Annotated in this window: 17 protein-coding genes, 2 tRNA genes and 4 rRNA genes; 11 read left to right on the top strand and 12 right to left on the bottom strand. The window is 56.2% G+C overall.

Translation table 11 applies throughout. From position 1 onward, the window contains the following. Positions 1–119: 119 nt before the first annotated feature. On the top strand, positions 120–2,222 hold the full coding sequence (locus AFK67_RS01840) for a putative bifunctional diguanylate cyclase/phosphodiesterase (RefSeq protein ID WP_007720923.1): 2,103 nt from the start codon (positions 120–122) through the stop codon (positions 2,220–2,222). 27 nt (positions 2,223–2,249) lie between these two features. Here the strand turns inward: AFK67_RS01840 and envR are convergent, their stop codons facing one another. Continuing rightward, a complete protein-coding gene (gene envR / locus AFK67_RS01835) occupies positions 2,250–2,897 on the bottom strand; it encodes an acrEF/envCD operon transcriptional regulator (RefSeq protein WP_007720926.1) in 648 nt (215 codons plus the stop codon). A 378-nt stretch (positions 2,898–3,275) separates the two neighbouring features. Here envR and AFK67_RS01830 point away from each other — a divergent pair, with 378 nt between their 5' ends. The 8 genes from AFK67_RS01830 to AFK67_RS01790 all read left to right on the top strand — a co-directional run bounded on the left by AFK67_RS01830 (position 3,276) and on the right by AFK67_RS01790 (position 13,998). Continuing rightward, complete coding sequence (locus tag AFK67_RS01830) at positions 3,276–4,418, top strand: efflux RND transporter periplasmic adaptor subunit (RefSeq protein ID WP_038884929.1); 1,143 nt, start codon at positions 3,276–3,278, stop codon at positions 4,416–4,418. 9 nt (positions 4,419–4,427) lie between these two features. Then, entirely contained in the window at positions 4,428–7,547 is a 3,120-nt protein-coding gene (locus AFK67_RS01825; RefSeq protein ID WP_007720931.1) for an efflux RND transporter permease subunit, read from the top strand. A gap of 350 nt (positions 7,548–7,897) precedes the next feature. Beyond that, positions 7,898–8,119, top strand: a complete 222-nt coding sequence (locus tag AFK67_RS01820; RefSeq protein ID WP_007720934.1) for a putative periplasmic lipoprotein — start codon at positions 7,898–7,900, stop codon at positions 8,117–8,119. A gap of 484 nt (positions 8,120–8,603) precedes the next feature. Further along, the gene (locus AFK67_RS01815; protein WP_007720937.1) at positions 8,604–9,629 is read left to right on the top strand and encodes an amino acid ABC transporter substrate-binding protein; all 1,026 of its coding nucleotides are present in this window, start codon (positions 8,604–8,606) and stop codon (positions 9,627–9,629) included. Between the two features lie 69 nt (positions 9,630–9,698). Then, positions 9,699–10,880, top strand: a complete 1,182-nt coding sequence (locus AFK67_RS01810) for an amino acid ABC transporter permease (protein ID WP_007720940.1) — start codon at positions 9,699–9,701, stop codon at positions 10,878–10,880. A 3-nt stretch (positions 10,881–10,883) separates the two neighbouring features. Then, a complete protein-coding gene (locus AFK67_RS01805) occupies positions 10,884–11,981 on the top strand; it encodes an amino acid ABC transporter permease (protein ID WP_007720943.1) in 1,098 nt (365 codons plus the stop codon). Between the two features lie 8 nt (positions 11,982–11,989). Further along, a complete protein-coding gene (locus AFK67_RS01800; RefSeq protein WP_007720946.1) occupies positions 11,990–12,748 on the top strand; it encodes an amino acid ABC transporter ATP-binding protein in 759 nt (252 codons plus the stop codon). A 129-nt stretch (positions 12,749–12,877) separates the two neighbouring features. Next, a protein-coding gene (locus tag AFK67_RS01790) for an IS3 family transposase (protein ID WP_085958808.1) occupies positions 12,878–13,998 on the top strand; the annotation gives its coding sequence in 2 pieces (ribosomal slippage) (positions 12,878–13,136 and positions 13,136–13,998; 1,122 coding nt in all). A gap of 150 nt (positions 13,999–14,148) precedes the next feature. Here AFK67_RS01790 and rrf (AFK67_RS01785) read toward each other — a convergent pair. The 6 genes from rrf (AFK67_RS01785) to AFK67_RS01760 form a co-directional block, all read right to left on the bottom strand. Beyond that, positions 14,149–14,264, bottom strand: a 5S ribosomal RNA gene (gene rrf / locus AFK67_RS01785). A gap of 37 nt (positions 14,265–14,301) precedes the next feature. Beyond that, positions 14,302–14,377: transfer RNA gene (locus AFK67_RS01780), tRNA-Thr, on the bottom strand. 14 nt (positions 14,378–14,391) lie between these two features. After that, positions 14,392–14,507: ribosomal RNA gene (gene rrf / locus AFK67_RS01775) — 5S ribosomal RNA — on the bottom strand. A gap of 89 nt (positions 14,508–14,596) precedes the next feature. Then, positions 14,597–17,500, bottom strand: a 23S ribosomal RNA gene (locus AFK67_RS01770). A 202-nt stretch (positions 17,501–17,702) separates the two neighbouring features. After that, positions 17,703–17,778, bottom strand: a tRNA-Glu gene (locus AFK67_RS01765). Positions 17,779–17,858: 80 nt separating this feature from the next. Further along, positions 17,859–19,399 (bottom strand): 16S ribosomal RNA (locus AFK67_RS01760). Together the 16S, 23S and 5S rRNA genes with 2 tRNA genes alongside form the textbook arrangement of a ribosomal RNA operon. A 576-nt stretch (positions 19,400–19,975) precedes the next feature. Here AFK67_RS01760 and purH point away from each other — a divergent pair. Together purH and purD are read left to right on the top strand one after the other, a co-directional pair. After that, the gene (gene purH, locus AFK67_RS01755; protein ID WP_007718563.1) at positions 19,976–21,565 is read left to right on the top strand and encodes a bifunctional phosphoribosylaminoimidazolecarboxamide formyltransferase/IMP cyclohydrolase; all 1,590 of its coding nucleotides are present in this window, start codon (positions 19,976–19,978) and stop codon (positions 21,563–21,565) included. A 13-nt stretch (positions 21,566–21,578) separates the two neighbouring features. Next, entirely contained in the window at positions 21,579–22,877 is a 1,299-nt protein-coding gene (purD, locus tag AFK67_RS01750) for a phosphoribosylamine--glycine ligase (RefSeq protein ID WP_007718562.1), read from the top strand. A 66-nt stretch (positions 22,878–22,943) separates the two neighbouring features. Here purD and AFK67_RS01745 read toward each other — a convergent pair whose 3' ends face one another. The 5 genes from AFK67_RS01745 to hemE all read right to left on the bottom strand — a co-directional run bounded on the left by AFK67_RS01745 (position 22,944) and on the right by hemE (position 26,486). Continuing rightward, positions 22,944–23,642: a DUF1481 domain-containing protein gene (locus tag AFK67_RS01745; RefSeq protein WP_158409085.1), complete on the bottom strand. Its 699-nt coding sequence runs from the start codon at positions 23,640–23,642 to the stop codon at positions 22,944–22,946. 5 nt (positions 23,643–23,647) lie between these two features. Further along, positions 23,648–23,920, bottom strand: coding sequence for a nucleoid-associated protein HU-alpha (hupA, locus tag AFK67_RS01740; RefSeq protein ID WP_002884342.1), 273 nt, complete (start codon positions 23,918–23,920; stop codon positions 23,648–23,650). 186 nt (positions 23,921–24,106) lie between these two features. Next, on the bottom strand, positions 24,107–24,697 hold the full coding sequence (locus AFK67_RS01735) for a YjaG family protein (protein ID WP_007718559.1): 591 nt from the start codon (positions 24,695–24,697) through the stop codon (positions 24,107–24,109). A gap of 43 nt (positions 24,698–24,740) precedes the next feature. Further along, the gene (nfi, locus tag AFK67_RS01730; protein ID WP_007718558.1) at positions 24,741–25,412 is read right to left on the bottom strand and encodes a deoxyribonuclease V; all 672 of its coding nucleotides are present in this window, start codon (positions 25,410–25,412) and stop codon (positions 24,741–24,743) included. A 9-nt stretch (positions 25,413–25,421) separates the two neighbouring features. Beyond that, the gene (hemE, locus tag AFK67_RS01725; protein ID WP_007718557.1) at positions 25,422–26,486 is read right to left on the bottom strand and encodes a uroporphyrinogen decarboxylase; all 1,065 of its coding nucleotides are present in this window, start codon (positions 26,484–26,486) and stop codon (positions 25,422–25,424) included. Positions 26,487–26,519 lie beyond the last annotated feature (33 nt).

Here is a 26,519-nt window from a genome sequence, read left to right as displayed (position 1 = left end):
CAGGGGTCTTAAATCACTTTCGCCGGGTTTTCGGCAGTGATAATGTTCAGCTCCCTTTGTCCCCACAGGCCCATCAGGCAAGGCCTGAGGATGCACGACCCTTTTTTGGATGAGACGCCATGCTGGTTAGTCATTACGACAATATCCTTGTTGTAACCTCGTTTATCGTGGCCATTCTGGCTTCAAGCACCGCGCTGAATATGGCTGGACGCGTGACCACCAGCAGCGGCTATGTCGCGCGCGTCTGGCTGGTTGGCGGCAGCGTCGCCATGGGGATCGGCATCTGGGCCATGCATTTTATCGGCATGCTGGCGATGAGCCTGCCGGTGACGCTGAGCTATGACCCGCTCATCACAGCGCTGTCGCTGCTGATTGCCATTGGTTCGTCGCTGTTCGCGCTGCAACTGGTGTGCGGCGCCGACTTAAACGTCTCGCGTCTTGTCCCCGGCACGCTGGTGCTGGGCTGCGGGATTGCGGCGATGCACTATACCGGCATGGCCGCGCTGCTGGTGGAGCCCGGTATTGTCTGGTCATGGGGCTGGGTGGCGCTGTCGGTCATCATTGCCCTGCTGGCCTCTGCGGCCGCGCTGTGGCTGACCTTCCGGCTGCGCCAGGATGTCGGACGCGTAGCGCTGATGCGCGCGGGCGCCGCCGTTATTATGGGTATAGCCATCGCGGGTATGCATTATACTGGCATGCTGGCGGCCAACTTCCCCGGCCATACGCACGCCACGCACATGGGCGTGAATACCCGCTGGCTGGCGCTCGTCGTGACGCTGGTGACCCTCGCCATTCTTGGCATTACGCTGCTGGTCTCGATGTTTGACGCGCGCCTGCAGGCGCGCACCTCGCTGCTCGCCTCTTCGCTTGCCGAAGCCAACAAGGAGCTGGCCCAGCTGGCGCTGCACGATACGCTGACCCGTCTGCCGAACCGCGTGCTGCTGGAGGATCGTCTCGATCAGGCCATCCATAAAGCCGATCGCGAAGCGAGCCGCTTTGCGCTGATGTTTATGGATCTCGACGGCTTCAAGGCGGTGAATGACGCTTACGGGCATAACACCGGCGACCGGCTGCTGGTTGCCGTCACCGAGCGTCTCAGGGAGCTACTGAAAGGGCAGTTTACGCTAGCGCGCATCGGCGGTGATGAGTTCGTGCTACTGGCGGAAACCGACGAGCCCAATGACGCGGCAGCGCTCGCCAACGCGCTGGTACATGCCATCGATAAACCGTTTTCGCTTGAGCCCTATGAACTGGTAGTGACGCTGAGCGTCGGCATCGCGTTCTACCCTCACGACGGCAAAAATGGTCGCGAGCTGATGTTTAACGCCGATGCCGCGATGTACCACACCAAGCATACTGGCCGTAACGGCTACAGCTTTTTCCAGCCCTCAATGAACACTCAGGCGCAAACCCAGCTTCAGCTGATGAACGATCTCTGGCTGGCGCGCGAGCGCAAAGAGCTGCGCCTGATGTACCAGCCGAAGTTTCAGGCGCCGTCCGGGCCGGTGGTCGGTTTTGAGGCGCTGCTGCGCTGGCAGCATCCGCAATACGGGCTGCTCTCCCCCGACGCCTTCCTGCCGCTCGCGGAAAAAACCGGGATGATTATCAGCATTGGCGAGTGGGTGCTGGATGAAGCCTGCCGCCAGTTGAATGCGTGGCACGAGGCGGGCCACCCGCAGTGGTCGGTCGCGGTCAACCTTTCTACCATGCAGTTTGAACAGCCGGATCTGGTGGAAATGGTGATGGGCTGTCTTGAGCGCCATCAGGTCGCGCCCGATAAGCTGATTCTGGAAGTGACAGAAACCACGGCGATGAGCAACCCGGATGAGAGCGTACGCCTGCTTACCCGGCTCACCGAGCTGGGCGTGAAGGCGTCTATCGATGACTTCGGCACCGGCTATTCGAGCCTGCTCTATCTGAAGCGGCTGCCCGCCAGCGAGCTGAAAATTGACCGCGCGTTTGTCAATGAACTGCGCGCCGAGGGCGAGGACGCGACGATTGTCTCTGCTATCGTCGCGCTGGCGAAAACCCTTAATTTGCGTGTCGTCGCCGAAGGCGTGGAAACCGTCGAGCAGCAGCAGTTTCTTACCGAGCTGGGCTGCAATACGCTCCAGGGCTATCTGCTCGGCAGGCCGTTGACGCCGGATGTGATCACCCGAGAGGGCGATAATCTGGAGCATCCGCAGACGGCGACAACCGTTGAACAACGCGAGCCTGGCTGAACTTTCCCCGGAGGTTAAACACCGCCGTTATTGCGCGATTAAAACCGCCGCGTCGTTATTTTCTGGGCGCGGCAGCATCCGCAACATATTGTCCACCAGCACGGGCGCTAATCTGAAAAGATCGCAAGTATCGGGCTGAAATAACCAGTTTTTCAGAATACCACTCAGGCAGCCGTGTAAAATCGTTAACATAATATCGACATCAAGCGAGCCTGCTATTTTGTTCTCCGCAATGCCCTGACGCAATAATTCCCCGACATAACGCCGGCTAAACCCAATTCGCTCGCGGATGTCGGCCTCTGAGGTCATCGAGTCATCAAATTCACATTTACGATACAGAATTTGCAACAACGCGCGCTGGCGCGGCGTGCTGGCGATATATTGCAGCGCGGCGATAAATGTCTCCCGTAATAAGAGCAAGGGGTCGCGCCAAACCTGCGCCGGAATCTGCGCACGAATAATGTCTCTTACGGGCAATTGCTGCTGCCAGATTTCATTAAACAGCTCCGCTTTGCTGGTGAAGTGCCAGTACACCGCACCGCGCGTCACTTCTGCGGCGCGCGCGATATCAGCAAGCGTGGTATGCGCCACCCCGCGCTCGGCAAACGTAAAGATAGCGGCATCGATCAACTGCTGGCGCGTTTTCAGCGCCTCTTGTTTGGTTCTCCGGGCCATAAATCACCTCGCCTTTTCCTGGCTGATATCCATTAAATTCTTTCCGGCGTTTTATCACAGCTTCTGTATTAAGACCTGTGATTTTTATATATAGATTTAAAGAATGATTTAATTAATTAGATGCGACAGCAAAATACATTTCTTGCACGAAATAATTTTACGCAGCCAGTAACAACTTAATTTCAGAAATCATAAATTTAAAAACAAATGAAGACCTTCCTTTGCTTTCTGATGCTTTTGCGATGTCCGATTAAATAAGGATTGCTGACACAGGCGCTCAATTATTTGTACGATAGCGCTCTGTTATTTTCATCTCACCCTTATTCCTGCTACCGGCCTGACGGTGGATATCGTATTACTGCTAATAAAGGAACAGCAATGACCAATTATGCCAGGCTTCTGCTTATGCCCCTTGGCCTGTACCTCTGTGCGTCAGGGATGACAGGTTGTGATAATCAAGCCGATAACGCCGCCGCAGCCTCTGCGCCTCAGGTGACGGTTCATGTGGTACAGCCAGCGTCCGTGGCGGTCGTCACCGAACTGCCGGGCCGCACCCGCGCATATCGCGTAGCGCAGGTGCGACCGCAGGTAAGCGGCATCGTCCTTAAGCGAAATTTCACCGAAGGCGCGGATGTCGAGGCCGGTCAATCGCTCTACCAAATAGATCCGGCGATGTATCAGGCCGCATGGCAAAACGCGCGGGGCAGCCTCGCCAAAGCGCAGGCCGCCGCCGAGATGGCGCGTCTGACGGTGCGACGCTACGCGGCGCTTACGGGAACGCAGTACATCAGCAAACAGGAGTATGACGAAGCGGTGGCGAACGCCCATCAGGCTGAGGCAAGCGTCGCGGCGGCGCAGGCTGCGCTGGAGAGCGCCCGTATTAACGTGGCCTGGACGAAAGTGACCTCGCCAATTAGCGGACGCATCGGCAAATCGAGCGTGACCGAAGGGGCGCTGGTCACCAGCAGTCAGGCGAATGAACTGGCGACGGTGCAGCAGCTCGACCCGATGTACGTGGATGTCACGCAGTCCAGCACCGATTTTCTGCGTCTGAAGCAAGCCATGGCGCAGGGGCAGGTTGAGAAAGAGAGCGATGCCGGTAACGTCGAGCTGGTGATGGAAAACGGCGATGCCTACCCGCTCAAAGGCAAACTGCAATTCTCCGACGTGACCGTGGATGAAAGCACCGGCTCGATCACACTACGGGCGATTTTCCCCAACCCGCAGCATCTCCTGTTGCCGGGCATGTTTGTTCGCGCCCGCATTCATGAAGGCGTGCAGCCTGACGCCATCCTTGTGCCGCAGCAGGGCGTCACCCGCACCCCGCGCGGCGAGGCGATGGTGATGGTGGTGAATGAGAAAAACCAGGTGGAAAACCGCATCGTCACCACAGGCCAGGCTATCAAAGAAAACTGGCTGGTTACCGGCGGACTTAAAACGGGCGAGAAAGTTATCGTCAGCGGATTGCAGAAAGCGCATCCGGGCGCCGTCGTGACACCCGTTACCGCGCCTGCGAAGTAAGGTGACGTCATGGCTAACTTTTTTATTCAACGTCCCATCTTCGCCTGGGTTCTGGCGATCATCATGATGATGGCGGGCGCACTGGCGATTTTACAGCTCCCCATCGCCCAGTATCCGACGATTGCGCCACCGGCTATTGCGGTCTCGGCAACCTATCCGGGCGCTGACGCCCGGACGGTGCAGGATACCGTGACGCAGGTTATCGAGCAGAATATGAACGGCATCGATAACCTGATGTATATGTCTTCCACCAGCGATTCGGCGGGCGGCGTGACCGTCACGCTGACGTTTACCTCCGGCACCGATCCCGATATCGCGCAGGTACAGGTGCAGAACAAGCTGCAACTGGCGATGCCACTGCTGCCGCAGGAGGTACAACAACAGGGCGTGAGCGTCGAGAAGGCCAGCAGCAGTTTCCTGCTGGTGGCCGGTTTTATCAGCGACAATCCGCTGCTGACGCAGGAGGATATCGCCGACTACGTCTCCTCCGATGTGAAAGACACCATCAGCCGCACCAATGGCGTGGGTGACGTACAGCTTTTCGGCGCGCAGTACGCCATGCGCATCTGGCTTAATCCGCATGCAATGAATAACTACCAGCTCACGCCGCTGGACGTTATCAATCAGCTGAAAGCGCAGAATAACCAGATAGCCGCAGGCCAGCTGGGCGGCACCCCCGCCGTACCGGGCCAGCAGCTGAACGCCTCGATCATTGCCCAGACGCGCCTTAAAGATCCGCAAGAGTTCGGCCGCGTGATGCTAAAAGTGAATCCGGACGGCTCGCAGGTGCGTCTGCGCGATGTGGCGCGCATTGAACTTGGCGGTGAAAACTACAATATGCTGACCAAAATTAACGGTCAGCCTGCGACGGGTCTTGGGATCAAACTCGCCACCGGCGCCAATGCGCTTGATACCGCGAACGCTATCAAAACCACGCTCGCCGATTTGCAGCGCTATTTCCCGCAGGGCATGAAAGTGGTTTACCCCTACGACACCACGCCATTTGTGAAGATCTCCATTCACGAGGTGGTGAAAACCCTGTTTGAAGCCATTATCCTGGTTTTCCTGGTGATGTATCTGTTCCTGCAGAACCTGCGCGCGACCCTTATCCCGACCATTGCCGTGCCGGTGGTGCTGTTGGGCACCTTTGCGGTGCTGGCGGCATTCGGCTATTCCATCAACACCCTGACGATGTTCGGGATGGTCCTGGCGATAGGGCTGCTGGTGGATGACGCCATCGTCGTGGTGGAAAACGTCGAGCGCGTGATGGTGGAGGAGAAACTGCCGCCCAAAGAGGCGACGCAGCTGTCGATGTCGCAGATCCAGGGCGCGTTGGTGGGGATTGCAATGGTGCTCTCCGCGGTCTTCGTGCCGATGGCGTTCTTTGGCGGCTCTACTGGCGCTATCTACCGCCAGTTTTCCGTGACTATCGTCTCTTCAATGGCGCTGTCAGTCCTGGTGGCGTTAATTCTCACGCCAGCCCTGTGCGCCACGCTGCTCAAACCGGTAAGCGATGACCACCACGCGCAAAAAGCGAAATTTTTCGTCTGGTTTAACGCGCGTTTCGATCTGAGCGTTAACCACTATACGCAAAGCGTGGGCGGTATCCTGCGCAAAACGGGGCGCTACCTTCTGCTGTATCTGCTGATTGTCGTCGGGATGACGGTGCTGTTTGTCCGCCTGCCAACCTCCTTTTTGCCGGAAGAGGACCAGGGCGTGTTTATGACGATGGTGCAGCTGCCGTCCGGTGCGACGCAGGCGCGCACCCAGCAGGTGCTCGACCAGGTAAGTCATTATTACCTGAATGACGAGAAAGCGAATGTCGAGTCCGTGTTTACCGTCAGCGGCTTTAGCTTCAGCGGCCAGGGACAGAACGCCGGGATCGCGTTTATCAGCCTGAAACCCTGGGAGGCGCGCGCCGGTCAGCAAAATAGCGTTGGGGCGATTGTCGCCCGCGCCAGCCATGCGTTCAGTAAAATCCAGGACGGGCTGGTGTTTCCGTTTAACCTGCCAGCCATTCTTGAGCTGGGCACTGCGACGGGCTTTGACTTCGAGCTTAAAGATCAGGCCAACCTCGGGCATGACGCGCTGACGCAGGCGCGTAATCAGTTGCTCGGCATGGTGCGTGAGCATCCGGATCTGCTGACGCGCGTTCGCCCGAACGGCCTTGAGGATACACCGCAGTTCAAACTGGATGTCGATCAGGAGAAGGCGCAGGCGTTGGGCGTCACTATCCCGGATATCAACCAGACGATTATGACCGCGCTGGGCGGCACATACGTGAATGACTTTATCGACCGGGGCCGTGTGAAAAAAGTCTATGTCCAGGCCGATGCCCCGTTCCGTATGCTACCCTCGGATATCGAGACGCTGTACGTGCGCGGCAGCGGCGGCGACATGGTGCCGCTCTCGGCGTTTACGACGGCGCACTGGATTTATGGCTCGCCGCGCCTGGAGCGCTATAACGGGATGCCGTCGATGGAAATACTGGGCGAGGCGGCCGCAGGTCGCAGCACCGGCGAAGCAATGGCGATGATGGAAAACCTCGCCAGCAAACTGCCTGCGGGTATCGGCTACGACTGGACGGGGCTTTCTTATCAGGAGCGGCTTTCCGGTAACCAGGCACCCGCGCTGTACGCTATCTCGCTGGTTGTGGTGTTCCTGTGTCTCGCGGCGCTTTATGAAAGCTGGTCGATTCCGTTTTCAGTGATGCTGGTGGTGCCGCTCGGGATTATCGGCGCGCTGCTGGCGGCGTCGCTGCGCGGGCTGAATAATGACGTCTATTTCCAGGTGGGCCTGCTCACGACGATCGGGCTGTCGGCAAAGAACGCCATTCTGATTGTCGAGTTCGCCAAGGATCTGATGGAAAAAGAGGGCCGGAGCCTGACGGAAGCAACACTTGAGGCGGTGCGCTTGCGTCTGCGTCCCATTCTGATGACCTCGCTGGCGTTTATTCTCGGCGTGCTGCCGCTGGTACTCAATCATGGCGCGGGCAGCGGCGCGCAGAACGCGGTCGGCACGGGTGTGATGGGCGGAATGCTGAGCGCCACGCTGCTCGCCATTTTCTTCGTACCAGTCTTTTTCGTGGTGATCCGTCGGCGCTTTATGAAACACGACGGCAAACCGTAAACCAGGTAAACAAGGCGCCTTGATGGCGCCTATGTTTTATTCCGCTTATCCTATTCCTCGCATGGCATTATCATTAAAAATCACGCAACCCATTACCGGCATTAGAGTATTATTCCGGGCTCGTTGCTACCGGTTCGATACAGACAAGTCTTATTCTCCATAATCTCTTCACATTAGCCCTGAATGACGCGGCGCTTTTCCATCTTTTTTACATTTCACATGAATTGCAATTATTGTCTGCTCAACGGGCGCCTGAACGCGTGATAACCTTCTTGTATTGTCCGCGCCCGATAAATTATTTATCAACTCATATCGTTTCGGGAGAGCGGTTTATTCTGTAGAGGTGAATAATGAAAAGATTCGTTCCCGCCGCGCTGCTGTGTACTTTACTGGCTGGCTGCGCGCATGATTCTCCTTGCGTCCCGGTGTATGACGATCAGGGCCGTCTGGTGCATACCAATACCTGCATGAAAGGCACAACGCAGGATAACTGGGAAACCGCGGGTGCCGTCGCGGGTGGCGCCGCCGCGCTTGCCGGGTTAACAATGGGCATTATCGCGCTGAGTAAATAAGGCAATGCCTGGCGGGTCATTTCTGCGCCCGCCTCGCTGCTTTAAAACGGTGCAGCCTCCGCCATAAGGTAAAATTTTGGCATTGCTTTGGCGCATAATAAAAAACGCCTTTGATTCACCTTTTGTTTTTAAACCTCATTGCTGCTTAATTTTATTTTATCGCGTGAGTTATCCCACAGGCTTTCCCATTGCTTGTTCCTGCAATATTAACGCAGGAAATCACTCGCCCGCTCCCCCGAATAAAACCCGCCTTATTTTGCTCCAAAATGTGGCGTACATTGTCTTTTTGCACTTTTTCAGTGCGCTTATTTTTTCCTTTTATGTCTACACTTCGCTTAATACATCAGCGCACTGCGTTTTCCGGCTGTTGTAAACCTGGCATTCCCTTTGCTTTACCCCCTATGGCTTACGCCACAGACAGCAAACTGGCGCCTCCCGGTCGCCTTATATCTATAACGATAATTCTCGCCACACAGGATGCATTATGAAGAAGATGATGATCGCCACTCTGGCCGCCGCTGGCACGCTGTTCGCCGTTGTTAATCAGGCCCATGCCGGCGCCACGCTGGACAGTGTGAAAAAGAAAGGTTTTGTACAGTGCGGCATCAGTGACGGTTTGCCGGGCTTTTCCTACGCGGACGCCAGCGGCAAATTTACCGGCATCGACGTTGATGTCTGCCGCGGCGTGGCCGCCGCTGTCTTTGGCGACGCCTCAAAAGTGAAATATACCCCGCTGACCGCGAAAGAGCGTTTTACCGCGCTGCAATCCGGCGAAGTGGATGTTCTCTCCCGTAATACGACCTGGACCTCATCGCGCGACGCGGGCATGGGTATGGCTTTCACCGGCGTAACCTATTACGACGGCATCGGCTTTTTAACCCATAACAAAGCGGGCCTGAAAAGCGCCAAAGAGCTGGACGGCGCGACGGTGTGTATTCAGGCGGGCACCGATACCGAGCTGAACGTGGCGGATTACTTTAAAGCCAACAAGATGAAATATACGCCGGTGACTTTCGACCGTTCCGATGAATCGGCCAAAGCGCTGGAATCGGGCCGCTGCGATACGCTCGCCTCCGACCAGTCTCAGCTTTACGCGCTGCGTATTAAGCTCAGCAACCCGGCGGAGTGGATCGTGCTGCCAGAAGTTATTTCCAAGGAACCGCTGGGCCCGGTCGTTCGTCGCGGCGATGAAGAGTGGTTCTCTATTGTGCGCTGGACGCTGTTCGCCATGCTGAATGCCGAAGAGATGGGCATCGATTCCAAAAACGTGGACGCTAAAGCCGCGAGTCCTTCGACACCGGATATGGCGCACCTGTTAGGTAAAGAAGGCGACTACGGCAAGGACCTGAAGCTTGATAATAAATGGGCTTACAACATTATCAAACAGGTCGGCAACTATGCCGAGATCTTCGAGCGTAACGTAGGCCAGGAGAGCCCGCTGAAGATCAAACGCGGCCAGAACAATCTCTGGAATAAAGGCGGGATCCAGTACGCGCCGCCGGTGCGTTAAGTATTACGCCGTTACGGGCGTCGCTTCGGCGGCGCCCAGCCCAGAGTTATGGTTGCCTGAGGTTTACTTATGTTCCATCGACGCCCTGGCGTGAAAGGACCTCTCTCCCTTTCCAGCCCTGCGGTTCGCGCATGGCTGTACCAGATTGTGGCGATTGTGGTCGTTCTTGGTATCGCCGCGTATTTAATTCACAACACCATTACCAACCTGAATAACCGGGGCATTACATCGGGGTTTGCGTTTCTGGATCGCAGCGCCGGGTTTGGCATCGTCCAGCATCTGATCGACTATGAGGAAGGCAACACGTATGGCCGCGTTTTCCTGGTCGGCCTGATGAATACGCTGCTGGTCTCCGCGCTCTGTATCGTTTTCGCCTCGTTCCTCGGCTTTTTTATCGGACTTGCGCGCCTGTCTGATAACTGGCTGCTGCGTAAGCTCTCTACGATTTATATCGAGACGTTCCGCAATATTCCCCCACTGTTGCAGATCTTCTTCTGGTATTTCGCGGTGCTGCGCAACTTGCCGGGGCCACGGCAGGCGGTGAGCGCTTTTGAGCTGGCGTTTCTGAGCAATCGCGGGCTCTACCTGCCCTCGCCAGAGGCGGGTGAAGGCGCGCTGGCGTTTGTCGGTGCCGTCATCATTGCGCTGGCGCTGGCTTACGGGCTTTATCGCTTTAATAAAAAGCATCAGATGAAGACCGGGCAATTGCGGCGCACCTGGCCGACGCTGCTGTTGCTTATCGTCGTGCTGCCGCTGCTGGCGCATCTGATCTTTGGGCCGGCGCTGCACTGGGATGTGCCTGAGCTTCGCGGGTTTAACTTCCGCGGCGGGCTGGCGCTGATCCCGGAACTGGCAGCCCTGACGCTGGCGCTTTCCGTCTATACCTCGGCCTTTATCGCCGAGATTATTCGCGCCGGGATCTTGTCCGTTCCACATGGACAGCACGAGGCAGCCCGCTCGTTAGGCCTGCCGAACCCGGTGACGCTGCGCCAGGTGATTATTCCGCAGGCGATGCGCGTCATCATTCCGCCGCTGACCAGTCAGTATCTGAATATTGTGAAAAACTCGTCGCTTGCCGCCGCTATCGGTTATCCGGATATGGTGTCGCTGTTCGCGGGCACCGTACTGAACCAGACCGGCCAGGCTATCGAGACGATTGCGATCACGATGTCCGTTTACCTCATTATCAGCCTGTCAATTTCGCTACTGATGAACCTGTATAACCGGCGTATAGCCCTGGTGGAGCGCTAAACCATGACGACAAAAGCGATATCGCCAGCCTTAGCACGCCCGGTCAATCGTGGCGCGCTGGGGTGGGTACGCAAAAATCTGTTCTCCAGCTGGGGCAACAGCCTGCTGACATTGTTTTGTCTGTGGCTGATGTGGGAGCTGATCCCGCCGCTGCTCAACTGGGCGCTTTTTCAGGCTAACTGGGTGGGCACCACGCGCGCGGACTGCACGAAAGACGGCGCCTGTTGGGTGTTTATTCATGCCCGCTTCGGCCAGTTTATGTATGGGCTGTACCCGCATGACGAACGCTGGCGTATTAATCTGGCGTTGCTTATCGGCTTGCTTTCCATCGTGCCGATGTTCTGGAACGCGCTGCCGCGACGCGGTCGCTATATCGCCTGCTGGGCAGTGGCTTACCCGATTGTGGTGTGGGGGTTGCTGTATGGCGGCTTCCTGGGCCTTGATCGTGTGGAGACCCGCCAGTGGGGCGGCCTGACGCTGACGCTGATTATCGCCGCGGTGGGGATCGCCGGTGCGCTGCCGCTCGGTATTTTGCTGGCACTAGGACGCCGCTCCCGGATGCCGGTCGTGCGGGTGCTGTCGGTTATCTTTATTGAGTTCTGGCGCGGCGTGCCGCTTATCACGGTGCTGTTTATGTCATCCGTGATGCTGCCGCTGTTTATGGCGGAAGGAACCAGCATCGACAAACTTATTCGCGCGCTGGTTGGGGTGATTTTGTTCCAGTCTGCCTATGTGGCGGAAGTGGTGCGCGGCGGATTACAGGCCTTGCCTAAGGGGCAATACGAAGCGGCGGAATCGCTGGCGCTGGGTTACTGGAAAACGCAGGGGCTGGTTATTCTGCCACAGGCGTTAAAACTGGTGATCCCGGGCCTCGTGAATACGATCATCGCCCTTTTTAAAGACACCAGTCTGGTCATTATTATCGGCCTTTTCGATCTGTTCAGTAGCGTGCAGCAGGCAACCGTCGATCCCGCATGGCTCGGGATGTCGACGGAGGGCTATGTTTTCGCCGCGCTGATCTACTGGATCTTCTGCTTTAGCATGTCGCGCTACAGCCAGCATCTGGAAAAGCGCTTTCACACCGGGCGTACGCCGCACTGAGGATAACCATGAGTCAAATTACACTGCAGCCTGCCGACGCGATGATTACGCTGGAAAACGTCAATAAATGGTACGGTCAGTTTCATGTGCTGAAAGATATTAATCTGAAGGTGAAACAAGGGGAACGTATTGTGCTTTGCGGGCCATCCGGCTCCGGGAAATCCACCACGATCCGCTGTATTAACCATCTGGAAGAGCATCAGCAAGGTCGCATCGTCGTTGATGGCATTGAGCTTAACGACGACCTGCGAAATATCGAGAAAGTACGTACTGAAGTGGGCATGGTATTTCAGCATTTTAATTTGTTCCCACATCTGACCGTATTGCAGAACTGTACGCTGGCACCGATTTGGGTGCGTAAGCTCCCTAAAAAAGAGGCCGAAGCGCTGGCGATGCATTATCTGGAAAGAGTGCGTATCGCGGAGCATGCACATAAATTTCCGGGACAGATCTCCGGCGGACAGCAGCAGCGCGTGGCCATCGCCCGCTCGCTGTGTATGAAACCTAAAATCATGCTGTTTGATGAACCAACCTCAGCCCTTGATCCGGAGATGGTAAAAGAAGTGCTGGATACGATGATTGGTCTGGCGGAATCTGGCATGACTATGCTGTGCGTAACGCATGAAATGGGCTTTGCGCGTACCGTCGCCGACCGGGTTATCTTTATGGACAGAGGTGAGATTGTAGAGGAAGCGCCGCCGCAGGCGTTTTTCTCCAGTCCACGCTCAGAACGCACCCGTGCATTTCTCTCCCAGGTTATTCATTAATAAAGGGATTATACGGTTAATCCCCGCTCACCTGAGCGGGGCTTTTTTACAGGTGTAGTGACCTGCTCCCCGTTGATTAATACACCGCGATGTTAGTAATGTCTTCATAAGCCACATGAGGACATCCCCATGAAGAAGCGTTTTTCCGACGAACAGATCATCAGTATCCTCCGCGAGGCTGAAGCCGGGGTTTCTGCCCGTGAGCTCTGCCGTAAGCACGCCATTTCCGACGCCACCTTTTACACCTGGCGCAAGAAGTATGGCGGTATGGAGGTGCCCGAGGTTAAGCGCCTGAAGTCGCTTGAGGAAGAGAACGCCAGACTCAAGAAGCTGCTTGCCGAAGCCATGCTGGATAAGGAGGCGCTTCAGGTGGCTCTGGGGCGAAAGTACTGACGACAGGCCAGAAGCGGGAAGCCGTTGAGTTTATGTGTGATGCAACCGGTCTGTCGCAACGTCGAGCCTGCAGGCTTACAGGTTTGTCTCTGTCGACCTGCCGCTACGAGGCTCAGCGTCCGGCGGTTGATGCGCATTTATCAGAGCGCATTATTGAGCTGGCACTGGAGCGCAGGCGTTTTGGCTACCGCCGCATCTGGCAATTACTGCGCCGTGAAGGCCTTCAGGTTAATCACAAGCGCGTGTACCGTCTTTATCATCTCAGCGGGCTGGGCGTAAAACGCAGACGACGTCGTAAAGGACTGGCAACGGAACGTCTGCCGCTGCTCCGCCCGGAAGCGCCCAACCTGACCTGGTCGATGGATTTCGTCATGGACGCACTGGCCACCGGTCGCAGGATAAAGTGCCTGACCTGTGTGGACGACTTCACGAAGGAGTGCCTGACAATTACCACAGCATTCGGGATTTCAGGCGTTCAGGTCACGCGTATACTGGACAGCATTGCACTGTTTCGAGGCTATCCGGCGACAATAAGAACTGACCAGGGGCCGGAGTTTACCTGCCGCGTACTGGATCAATGGGCCTTTGAGCATGGTGTTGAGTTGCGCTTAATCCAGCCGGGCAAGCCAACGCAGAACGGATTTATTGAGAGCTTTAACGGACGATTTCGCGATGAATGTCTGAATGAGCACTGGTTCAGCGATATCGTTCACGCCAGGAAAATCATTAATGACTGGCGGCAGGATTATAACGAGTGTCGTCCACATTCGGCACTGAATTATCAGACGCCATCAGAGTTTGCAGCACGGTGGCGAAATGAAAAATATGAAGATAAACAAACCGACATTACTAACTGACGGTTGTATCTAATACTGGGGGCAGGTCAGTAGCGCTATCTCAGGAATAGGTGATGAAGGTAAGAGAGGGTGCGGCAGCTGCCGGAAGAGTTAATCGCAGAAAACAAAAAAGCCCCATGCTTTCGCATGAGGCTTTTCCGTTTATTTGATGCCTGGCAGTTCCCTACTCTCGCATGGGGAGACCCCACACTACCATCGGCGCTACGGCGTTTCACTTCTGAGTTCGGCATGGGGTCAGGTGGGACCACCGCGCTACAGCCGCCAGGCAAATTCTTTTTAAATGCCGAACTTTAACCGAAAAACTGGTGCTGATACCCAGAGTCGAACTGGGGACCTCACCCTTACCAAGGGTGCGCTCTACCAACTGAGCCATATCAGCACACTAAATTTGATGCCTGGCAGTTCCCTACTCTCGCATGGGGAGGCCCCACACTACCATCGGCGCTACGGCGTTTCACTTCTGAGTTCGGCATGGGGTCAGGTGGGACCACCGCGCTACAGCCGCCAGGCAAATTCTGTCCGTCCACCGCTTACGCCATGAACGTTATCCGTCACAAGCTGAATTGTCTCTCAACACGCCAGACTTCTTTGGCGTTGTAAGGTTAAGCCTCACGGTTCATTAGTACCGGTTAGCTCAACGCATCGCTGCGCTTACACACCCGGCCTATCAACGTCGTCGTCTTCAACGTTCCTTCAGGAGACTTATAGTCTCAGGGAGAACTCATCTCGGGGCAAGTTTCGTGCTTAGATGCTTTCAGCACTTATCTCTTCCGCATTTAGCTACCGGGCAGTGCCATTGGCATGACAACCCGAACACCAGTGATGCGTCCACTCCGGTCCTCTCGTACTGGGAGCAGCCCCCCTCAATTCTCCAGCGCCCACGGCAGATAGGGACCGAACTGTCTCACGACGTTCTAAACCCAGCTCGCGTACCACTTTAAATGGCGAACAGCCATACCCTTGGGACCTACTTCAGCCCCAGGATGTGATGAGCCGACATCGAGGTGCCAAACACCGCCGTCGATATGAACTCTTGGGCGGTATCAGCCTGTTATCCCCGGAGTACCTTTTATCCGTTGAGCGATGGCCCTTCCATACAGAACCACCGGATCACTATGACCTGCTTTCGCACCTGCTCGAGCCGTCACTCTCGCAGTCAAGCCAGCTTATGCCATTGCACTAACCTCCTGATGTCCGACCAGGATTAGCTGACCTTCGTGCTCCTCCGTTACACTTTGGGAGGAGACCGCCCCAGTCAAACTACCCACCAGACACTGTCCCCACGCCAGATTATGGCGCCAGGTTAGAACATCAAACATTAAAGGGTGGTATTTCAAGGTTGGCTCCACGCAGACTGGCGTCCACGCTTCAAAGCCTCCCACCTATCCTACACATCAAGGCTCAATGTTCAGTGTCAAGCTGTAGTAAAGGTTCACGGGGTCTTTCCGTCTTGCCGCGGGTACACTGCATCTTCACAGCGAGTTCAATTTCACTGAGTCTCGGGTGGAGACAGCCTGGCCATCATTACGCCATTCGTGCAGGTCGGAACTTACCCGACAAGGAATTTCGCTACCTTAGGACCGTTATAGTTACGGCCGCCGTTTACCGGGGCTTCGATCAGGAGCTTCTCTTGCGATAACCCCATCAATTAACCTTCCGGCACCGGGCAGGCGTCACACCGTATACGTCCACTTTCGTGTTTGCACAGTGCTGTGTTTTTAATAAACAGTTGCAGCCAGCTGGTATCTTCGACTGACTTCAGCTCCACCCGCAGGGGCTTCACCTACATGTCAGCGTGCCTTCTCCCGAAGTTACGGCACCATTTTGCCTAGTTCCTTCACCCGAGTTCTCTCAAGCGCCTTGGTATTCTCTACCTGACCACCTGTGTCGGTTTGGGGTACGATTTGATGTTACCTGATGCTTAGAGGCTTTTCCTGGAAGCAGGGCATTTGTTACTTCAGCACCGTAGTGCCTCGTCATCACGCCTCAGTGTTAAAGTGAACCGGATTTACCTGGAACACACACCTACACGCTTAAACCGGGACAACCGTCGCCCGGCCAACATAGCCTTCTCCGTCCCCCCTTCGCAGTAACACCAAGTACAGGAATATTAACCTGTTTCCCATCGACTACGCCTTTCGGCCTCGCCTTAGGGGTCGACTCACCCTGCCCCGATTAACGTTGGACAGGAACCCTTGGTCTTCCGGCGAGCGGGCTTTTCACCCGCTTTATCGTTACTTATGTCAGCATTCGCACTTCTGATACCTCCAGCATGCCTCACAGCACACCTTCGCAGGCTTACAGAACGCTCCCCTACCCAACAACACATAGTGTCGCTGCCGCAGCTTCGGTGCATGGTTTAGCCCCGTTACATCTTCCGCGCAGGCCGACTCGACCAGTGAGCTATTACGCTTTCTTTAAATGATGGCTGCTTCTAAGCCAACATCCTGGCTGTCTGTGCCTTCCCACATCGTTTCCCACTTAACCATGACTTTGGGACCTTAGCTGGCGGTCTGGGTTGTTTCCCTCTTCACGACGGACGTTAGCACCCGCCGTGTGTCTCCCGTGATAACATTCTTCGGTATTCGTAGTTTGCATCGGGTTGGTAAGCCGGGATGGCCCCCTAGCCGAAACAGTGCTCTACCCCCGAAGATGAGTTCACGAGGCGCTACCTAAATAGCTTTCGGGGAGAACCAGCTATCTCCCGGTTTGATTGGCCTTTCACCCCCAGCCACAGGTCATCCGCTAATTTTTCAACATTAGTCGGTTCGGTCCTCCAGTTAGTGTTACCCAACCTTCAACCTGCCCATGGCTAGATCACCGGGTTTCGGGTCTATACCCTGCAACTTAACGCCCAATTAAGACTCGGTTTCCCTTCGGCTCCCCTATGCGGTTAACCTTGCTACAGAATATAAGTCGCTGACCCATTATACAAAAGGTACGCAGTCACCCTCTTACGAAGGCTCCCACTGCTTGTACGTACACGGTTTCAGGTTCTGTTTCACTCCCCTCGCCGGGGTTCTTTTCGCCTTTCCCTCACGGTACTGGTTCACTATCGGTCAGTCAGGAGTATTTAGCCTTGGAGGATGGTCCCCCCATCTTCAGACAGGATATCACGTGTCCCGCCCTACTCATCGAGCTCACAGCCTGTGTGCCTTCGTGTACGGGGCTGTCACCCTGTATCGCCGGCCTTTCCAGACCGTTCCACTGACACACAAGCTGATTCAGGCTCTGGGCTGTTCCCCGTTCGCTCGCCGCTACTGGGGGAATCTCGGTTGATTTCTTTTCCTCGGGGTACTTAGATGTTTCAGTTCCCCCGGTTCGCCTCACAGCACTATGTATTCATGCTGAGATAGTGTGACGAATCACACTGGGTTTCCCCATTCGGACATCGCCGGCTATAACGGTTCATATCACCTTACCGGCGCTTTTCGCAGATTAGCACGTCCTTCATCGCCTCTGACTGCCAGGGCATCCACCGTGTACGCTTGTTCGCTTAACCTCACAACCCGAAGAAGTCTTCGTGCTGCGAGTTTGAGAGACTCTGACACACCGCGCATTCCTTATTTACGGAAGAATGCAACAGCGTGTCTGTTTCAATTTTCAGCTTGTTCCGGATTGTTAAAGAGCAAATATCTCAAACGTGACTTAACAGTCAGTTTTGAGATATTAATCGGTAACGCCTTTCACTCATTACCAGCAGGTGGCGTCCCTTAGGGGATTCGAACCCCTGTTACCGCCGTGAAAGGGCGGTGTCCTGGGCCTCTAGACGAAAGGGACTTCGCTTTCGCAGACAACCCTGCTTCTTTACTTTTCTATCAGACAATCTGTGTGAGCACTACGAGGTTGTATCTTGCAGGTAAGGAGGTGATCCAACCGCAGGTTCCCCTACGGTTACCTTGTTACGACTTCACCCCAGTCATGAATCACAAAGTGGTAAGCGCCCTCCCGAAGGTTAAGCTACCTACTTCTTTTGCAACCCACTCCCATGGTGTGACGGGCGGTGTGTACAAGGCCCGGGAACGTATTCACCGTGGCATTCTGATCCACGATTACTAGCGATTCCGACTTCATGGAGTCGAGTTGCAGACTCCAATCCGGACTACGACGCACTTTATGAGGTCCGCTTGCTCTCGCGAGGTCGCTTCTCTTTGTATGCGCCATTGTAGCACGTGTGTAGCCCTGGTCGTAAGGGCCATGATGACTTGACGTCATCCCCACCTTCCTCCGGTTTATCACCGGCAGTCTCCTTTGAGTTCCCACCATTACGTGCTGGCAACAAAGGATAAGGGTTGCGCTCGTTGCGGGACTTAACCCAACATTTCACAACACGAGCTGACGACAGCCATGCAGCACCTGTCTCAGAGTTCCCGAAGGCACTCCCGCATCTCTGCAGGATTCTCTGGATGTCAAGACCAGGTAAGGTTCTTCGCGTTGCATCGAATTAAACCACATGCTCCACCGCTTGTGCGGGCCCCCGTCAATTCATTTGAGTTTTAACCTTGCGGCCGTACTCCCCAGGCGGTCGACTTAACGCGTTAGCTCCGGAAGCCACGCCTCAAGGGCACAACCTCCAAGTCGACATCGTTTACGGCGTGGACTACCAGGGTATCTAATCCTGTTTGCTCCCCACGCTTTCGCACCTGAGCGTCAGTCTTCGTCCAGGGGGCCGCCTTCGCCACCGGTATTCCTCCAGATCTCTACGCATTTCACCGCTACACCTGGAATTCTACCCCCCTCTACGAGACTCAAGCTTGCCAGTTTCAAATGCAGTTCCCAGGTTGAGCCCGGGGATTTCACATCTGACTTAACAAACCGCCTGCGTGCGCTTTACGCCCAGTAATTCCGATTAACGCTTGCACCCTCCGTATTACCGCGGCTGCTGGCACGGAGTTAGCCGGTGCTTCTTCTGCGAGTAACGTCAATTGCTGCGGTTATTAACCACAACACCTTCCTCCTCGCTGAAAGTACTTTACAACCCGAAGGCCTTCTTCATACACGCGGCATGGCTGCATCAGGCTTGCGCCCATTGTGCAATATTCCCCACTGCTGCCTCCCGTAGGAGTCTGGACCGTGTCTCAGTTCCAGTGTGGCTGGTCATCCTCTCAGACCAGCTAGGGATCGTCGCCTAGGTGAGCCTTTACCCCACCTACTAGCTAATCCCATCTGGGCACATCTGATGGCATGAGGCCCGAAGGTCCCCCACTTTGGTCCGAAGACGTTATGCGGTATTAGCTACCGTTTCCAGTAGTTATCCCCCTCCATCAGGCAGTTTCCCAGACATTACTCACCCGTCCGCCGCTCGTCACCCGAGAGCAAGCTCTCTGTGCTACCGCCCGACTTGCATGTGTTAGGCCTGCCGCCAGCGTTCAATCTGAGCCATGATCAAACTCTTCAATTAAAGTTTGATGCTCAAAGAATTAAACTGTTAGTTCGTAATGAATTAACTGTTGTTCACTTGAGACTTGATAATCATTTATCGTCCGAAGACGTTAAGATATCAGTGCCCCGAGTGCCCACACAGATTGTCTGATAAATTGTTAAAGAGCGGTGCGACGCGGCTTTCAGCCTGCTGTCGCGAGGTGGCGTATATTACGCTTTCCTCTTTCAGAGTCAACCCTTAATTTCAGGGTTTTTCTCTTTCCGACTCACCGTCGCTGTGTGATGTTTCTCATCAGCGCCGTGTCGATGGAGGCGCATTATAGGGAGTTCTCTTTTCACCGCAACAGGAAAATGACATAAAAATGTCTGACTGCTGCATTCCCCAGCAAAACCCCGTCTTATACGCATTTGCACACAGAGTTATCCACAATCCGTTATGATGCCGAAATTTTGCGAGCGCCACGCAAACGTTTTCGCTACAATGCAGCCCTGTTACTGAAGCGCTCTTTTTGAGGAGCGTGAGTCGGATTTCAGCGAAAAAAGCTGGAATTTCGCTAACGCTCTTCTGTAATGATCAAATCCAGGGGATTTATACATGCAACAACCTCGTCCTGTACGCCGCGCTCTGCTCAGCGTTTCTGACAAAGCCGGTATCGTCGACTTCGCGCGCGCTCTCTCTGCACGCGGCGTCGAACTCCTCTCAACCGGTGGTACGGCCAGCCTTCTGGCGCAGGCTGGTCTGCCGGTGACGGAAGTCTCCGACTACACCGGGTTTCCGGAGATGATGGACGGTCGCGTCAAAACGCTGCACCCGAAAGTGCACGGCGGCATTCTGGGACGCCGCGGTCAGGATGACGACACCATGGCGCAGCACGCTATCTCCCCGATTGATATGGTTGTGGTAAACCTTTATCCGTTCGCACAGACCGTTGCGCGTGACGGCTGCACGCTTGAAGACGCGGTGGAAAATATCGACATCGGCGGCCCGACCATGGTCCGCTCCGCCGCCAAGAACCATAAAGATGTGGCCATCGTCGTTAAGAGCAGCGACTACAGCGCCATCATTAACGAGCTGGACGCCAATAACGGCTCGCTGACCTTTGATACCCGTTTCGATCTCGCGATTAAAGCCTTCGAGCACACCGCCGCCTATGACAGCATGATTGCCAACTACTTCGGCAGCCTGGTGCCGGCCTATCACGGCGAAACGACAGCGCCTTCCGGCCGCTTCCCGCGCACGCTCAATCTGAACTTTATTAAGAAGCAGGATATGCGCTACGGCGAAAACAGCCATCAGCACGCTGCCTTCTATATAGAAGAAGAAATCAAGGAAGCTTCTGTCGCGACCGCACAACAGGTTCAGGGCAAAGCGCTTTCCTATAACAACATCGCTGATACCGACGCGGCGCTGGAGTGCGTGAAAGAATTCAGCGAACCGGCCTGCGTTATCGTGAAGCACGCCAACCCGTGCGGCGTGGCCGTCAGCGATTCTGCGCTTGAGGCTTATAACCGCGCATATCAAACCGACCCGACGTCCGCCTTTGGCGGCATCATCGCGTTTAACCGCGAGCTGGATGCCGAAACCGCGCAGTCGATCATCTCCCGCCAGTTCGTTGAGGTCATCATTGCCCCGTCCGCCAGTGAAGAAGCGCTGAAGATCACCGCCGCGAAGCAAAATGTCCGCGTGCTGGTTTGCGGCGAATGGCAGGCTCGCGTACCGGGTCTGGATTTCAAACGCGTCAATGGCGGCCTGCTGGTGCAGGATCGCGATCTTGGTATGGTGACCGAAGGCGATCTGCGCGTCGTGACCAAACGCCAGCCGACCGAACAGGAGCTGCGCGACGCCCTCTTCTGCTGGAAAGTAGCGAAATTTGTGAAATCCAACGCTATTGTTTATGCCCGCGAGAACATGACCATCGGTATCGGCGCCGGTCAGATGAGCCGCGTCTATTCCGCGAAAATCGCCGGAATTAAAGCCGGTGATGAAGGGCTGGAAGTGAAAGGCTCATCAATGGCCTCTGACGCGTTCTTCCCGTTCCGCGACGGCATTGACGCCGCGGCCGCCGTGGGCATCACCTGCGTTATTCAGCCGGGCGGTTCGATTCGCGACGATGAGGTTATCGCCGCTGCCGACGAGCACGGCATCGCCATGATCTTCACCGACATGCGCCATTTCCGCCATTAATCACGGAGCAACGATGAAAGTATTAGTCATTGGCAACGGCGGGCGCGAACACGCGCTGGCCTGGAAAGCCGTCCAGTCGCCGCGGGTTGAAACCGTCTATGTCGCGCCAGGCAATGCTGGTACCGCGCTGGAGCCCGCGCTGCAAAACGTCGCTATCAGCCCGACCGATATTCCGGCGCTGCTGCGTTTTGCGCAGAGTGAAAATATCGATCTGACGATTGTCGGACCGGAAGCGCCGCTGGTTATTGGCGTGGTGGACGCGTTTCGCGCCGCCGGTCTGAAAATCTTCGGGCCGACCAAAGGCGCCGCGCAGCTGGAAGGCTCCAAAGCGTTTACCAAAGATTTCCTGGCGCGCCATCGCATTCCGACGGCGGAATACCAGAACTTTACCGAGACCGAACCCGCGCTGGCGTATATCCGTGAAAAAGGCGCGCCGATTGTTATCAAAGCCGACGGTCTGGCGGCGGGTAAAGGCGTTATCGTCGCGATGACGCTGGAAGAAGCCGAAGCGGCCGTCCACGATATGCTGGCGGGCAATGCGTTTGGCGATGCGGGTCACCGCATCGTGGTTGAAGAGTTTCTGGATGGCGAAGAGGCCAGTTTTATCGTGATGGTGGACGGCGAGCATGTCGAACCGATGGCCACCAGCCAGGATCACAAGCGCGTCGGCGACGGCGACACCGGCCTCAATACCGGCGGCATGGGCGCTTACTCCCCGGCGCCGGTGGTCACCGACGACGTTTTCCAGCGCACCATGGAGCGCATCATATGGCCGACCGTGCGTGGCATGGCGGCCGAAGGCAATACTTATACCGGCTTCCTCTATGCGGGTCTGATGATAGACAAACAGGGCAACCCGAAAGTCATCGAGTTTAACTGCCGCTTCGGCGACCCGGAAACCCAGCCGATCATGATGCGTTTGCAGTCCGATCTGGTCGAGCTTTGCCTTGCAGCTTGCGACGGCAAACTTGATACGGTGAAATCGCAGTGGGATCCACGCCCGTCACTGGGTGTCGTGATGGCCGCAGGCGGCTATCCGGGCGATTACCGCACCGGTGATGTTATCCACGGCCTGCCGATTGAAGAGGTAGCCGATGGCGACGGCAAAGTGTTTCACGCCGGTACGACGCTGCGCGACGACGAGCGCGTCGTGACCAGCGGCGGTCGCGTCCTGTGCGTGACCGCGTTGGGTGACACGGTTGCGCAGGCGCAGGCGCGCGCTTACCGCTTAGCGGAAGACATTCACTGGGATGGCTGCTTCTGTCGCAAGGATATCGGCTATCGCGCTATTGCGCGCGAGCAGGCGAAATAACCGCAACGTATCGGGATAAACACCTGCAAAAAAGCGACGGCTCAGCCCGTCGCTTTTTTTATTGCCTCAGAAAGTGTCGGGCTGCGGCTGCCAGGCGCAAAAGTCTTCGTTCGCCACCAGCAACAGCTGGGTACCTTCTGGCGCCTCCAGCCAGGCGGCGCTGACGCGCGCCTTCGCGTGACGCTGGCGCTCCGAGAGACGCTCCTGCGCTCTTCTGTCGAACTCAGGCTGCACAATCTGCCCTTCACAGGTCGTTATGGTGCCGTCAGGGTTCCAGCGCCCCTGGCGCAGCACCACGCGCCCTGCGCGCAGCGCATCGCTGGTATTGCGCATCTGGGTGGCGCGGTATTGCCACAGGGCAATCTGATCGCTCGACAGCTGCTGCTTCTGGCCGTTCACTTCGCGCTGCATAAAGCTCAGCCCGCCGCGATCGTCAAAGCGCACCTTCACCTGTTCCGGCTGTTTGCTCTGAAGGCGGTAATCCACCGACGCGAGCGTGTCGTTTTGCCAGCGGTAATCACTGACGGAGGTGTTATCGCCAGACCACGGGCTGAATGCTGCCAGCAGATGTACGGAGCCGTCGTTATTGTCTTTACGCCACAGGCGCACGACACCGTCATCGGCAAGATAGCCGCTGGCGGTAAAGGGGGGAATGTCCGGGGTGGAACGACAGGCGGAAAGAAGCAGCGCGCCTGTCAGCGCCAGCAAACGCCAGCTAAACAAAAGGGGCGATTTCGCCCCTTCGTTAAAACCTTTCACTGCCACGCGGTTTATTTAACAGCGTCTTTCAGTGCTTTGCCAGAAACGAAAGCCGGCACGTTAGCTGCAGCGATTTTGATTTCTTTACCGGTCTGCGGGTTGCGGCCAGTACGCTCAGCGCGGTGGTTCACTTTGAAGGTACCGAAACCAACCAGCTGTACAGCATCGCCTTCTTTCAGAGACTCAGTAATCGCAGCCAGAGTGGATTCCAGAGCAGCTTTCGCTTGCGCTTTAGACAGGTCAGCCTTGTCTGCAATTACATCAATCAGTTGAGTCTTGTTCATAAGTTATCCTTACAATGTGTTTATCGCTTGCTAAGCATCGAGTGCGACGGAAATGCCTTGAAAGCACTCTCCTGCATACACGCACCGATAGCCACTTTTTTTCGCCTCCCAAATGTAGACCAGACGGGGGGCTAATTGGAAGCCTTCAGGTGAGACAAAACAGGCTGTAAATCACGTTTTATTGTCTCATTGCTGCAAATTTATACCGATATTACTGGTTCCATCCTCGCGCAGGTCTGCGCGTAAGCCTTTTATCAGCTCAATATCGCGTTCTTCGCAGGCGGCCAGCAGACGGAAAATTTCCCACTGGATATCCCATTCCTGCTCGACGGCCGGGTTCGCTTTCAGCTCATCATCGGTCATTTCGCGGCCCGCCTGGGTCATCTCCAGCATCGCCACGGTCGTAATGGACGTCTCGCTGACTTCAATCGCGTGCTCCAGCGTCTCGCCGCTCAGGCGCGAGTGGATAAGCTCGCTCAGCGCCACGCAGGCGTCGATGGCCGGATAAACGCCGTACAGATCGTAATCCTCCGCCACCGGAATCGCCTCTTCGAGCTTTTCGAGCTGGTTGTCGAAATTCACTTTGGCGTCTTTGACCGTCAGCGTTTCCCAGACGAGATCGAGAATGCGGCGGTAGAGCTGCGCATCGCCGAAGCCGGTCTGCTGGCAGAACATGGCGTAGTTCGGATACATCCGCTCGCACAGCGAGGCCATAAAGGTCTCGTGCTGCCAGGATTCCAGCTTTTCCAGCCGCAGATGAATAGGGTTTTGTAACATAGTGGCGTCTCACAAACCGAAAATTAGCGGCAGTGTACCTGAATCACCCCTGAATTTCCTGCCATCGTAGAAAGGCAGGACGACCCGATGCGACGGCGTCTGCCCAGCGCGTCGGCTCCGGCAGCCGGTAGCCTTTGGTGCAGCGCTGTACCCAGCCGAGCGCCGTGTCGATGCTGACGCGATGCCCCGTGGAGACAAACAGCGGATTGCAGCGCGCTTTACTGCGCCACACCCACGCCAGTTGCTCGCCCTTGTCCATCAGCGGTGCGACCGCGCCCGGCTCGTCGGAGAGCGGTTCAAACTTGCCGCAGAGCCGCTTTTTCGCAACGCCAATCGTCGGCACATCCACCAGCATGCCGAAGTGGCTGGCGACGCCGAGACGGCGCGGGTGCGAAATGCCGTGTCCGTCGACGAACAGCAAATCCGGCTTGGTCGACAGCATCTCCCAGGCGGCGAGCAGCGCCGGGTATTCGCGAAACGACAGAAAGCCGGGAATATACGGCATCGTGGTCGGGATACGCGCCACCTGGTACTCCACCAGCTCCAGCGAGGGGTACTTCAGCAGCACCATAGCCGCCCGCGTCACTTCACCGCCCTGTTCAAACCCGACATCCGCCCCGCCGATGAGCGTCGGCGGATCTTCATTTAACCGATCCTCGCGGACCACATTTGATGCCAGTTCGATTTGTTGTGCGCGAAGCGTCGCGAGATCCATAGTGACTCCTTACAGATGATAAGGCGCCGATAAGCGGTGAACCGCCTCGACGAAGGCCCCCGCATGTTCCGGAGGCACATCCTGATGAATGCCATGCCCCAGGTTGAACACATGGCCTTCCCCTTTACCGAAACCAGCAAGTATAGACGCCACTTCTTCTTCAATGCGGGCAGGCGCGGCGTAAAGCATCGAAGGATCCATGTTGCCCTGCAGCGCGACCTTATGCCCGACGCGACGGCGCGCATCGGCGATATCGGTCGTCCAGTCCAGCCCCAGCGCGTCGCAGCCAGTGTCTGCAATCGCCTCCAGCCACTGACCGCCGCCTTTGGTAAACAGCGTCACCGGTACGCGGCGGCCTTCGTTTTCACGCAGCAGCCCGTCGACGATTTTATGCATGTAATAGAGTGAAAACTGCTGATAGTCGCGCCCGGTCAGCACGCCGCCCCAGGTATCGAAAATCATCACCGACTGCGCGCCCGCGCGGATTTGGGCGTTCAGGTAGAGCGTGACGCTTTTCGCGAGCTTATCGAGCAGCAGATGCAGGGTTTGCGGCTCGGCGTACATCATTTTCTTGATAACGGTAAACGCTTTGCTGCTGCCGCCTTCCACCATGTAGGTGGCGAGCGTCCACGGGCTACCGGAGAAGCCAATCAGCGGCACTTCGCCTTTCAGCTCGCGGCGGATCGTGCGCACCGCATTCATCACGTAACCGAGCTCCTGCTCCGGGTCCGGCACCGGCAGCTTTTCGACGTCCGCTTTGCCTGTAATCGGCGAGGTAAAACGTGGGCCTTCACCCGCTTCAAAATAGAGTCCCAGCCCCATCGCATCCGGAATGGTCAGAATGTCCGAAAAGAGGATCGCCGCATCGAGCGGATAGCGGCGCAGCGGCTGTAGCGTCACTTCACACGCCAGCTCGGCATTTTTACAAAGCGACATAAAATCGCCCGCCTGCGCGCGGGTGGCCTTATATTCCGGCAGATAACGCCCGGCCTGACGCATCATCCACACCGGGGTGACGTCTACAGGCTGGCGTTGCAGGGCGCGCAGGTAACGATCGTTTTTCAGTTCGGTCATTTTTCTTATTCCTCAAGCGACAGGGCGCCATTG

Origin of the sequence: Cronobacter dublinensis subsp. dublinensis LMG 23823 (assembly GCF_001277235.1) — a bacterium.
Lineage (GTDB): Bacteria > Pseudomonadota > Gammaproteobacteria > Enterobacterales > Enterobacteriaceae > Cronobacter > Cronobacter dublinensis.
The sequence above is the reverse complement of the archived record's forward strand: the minus strand, read 5'-3'. Positions and strand labels throughout refer to the sequence as shown.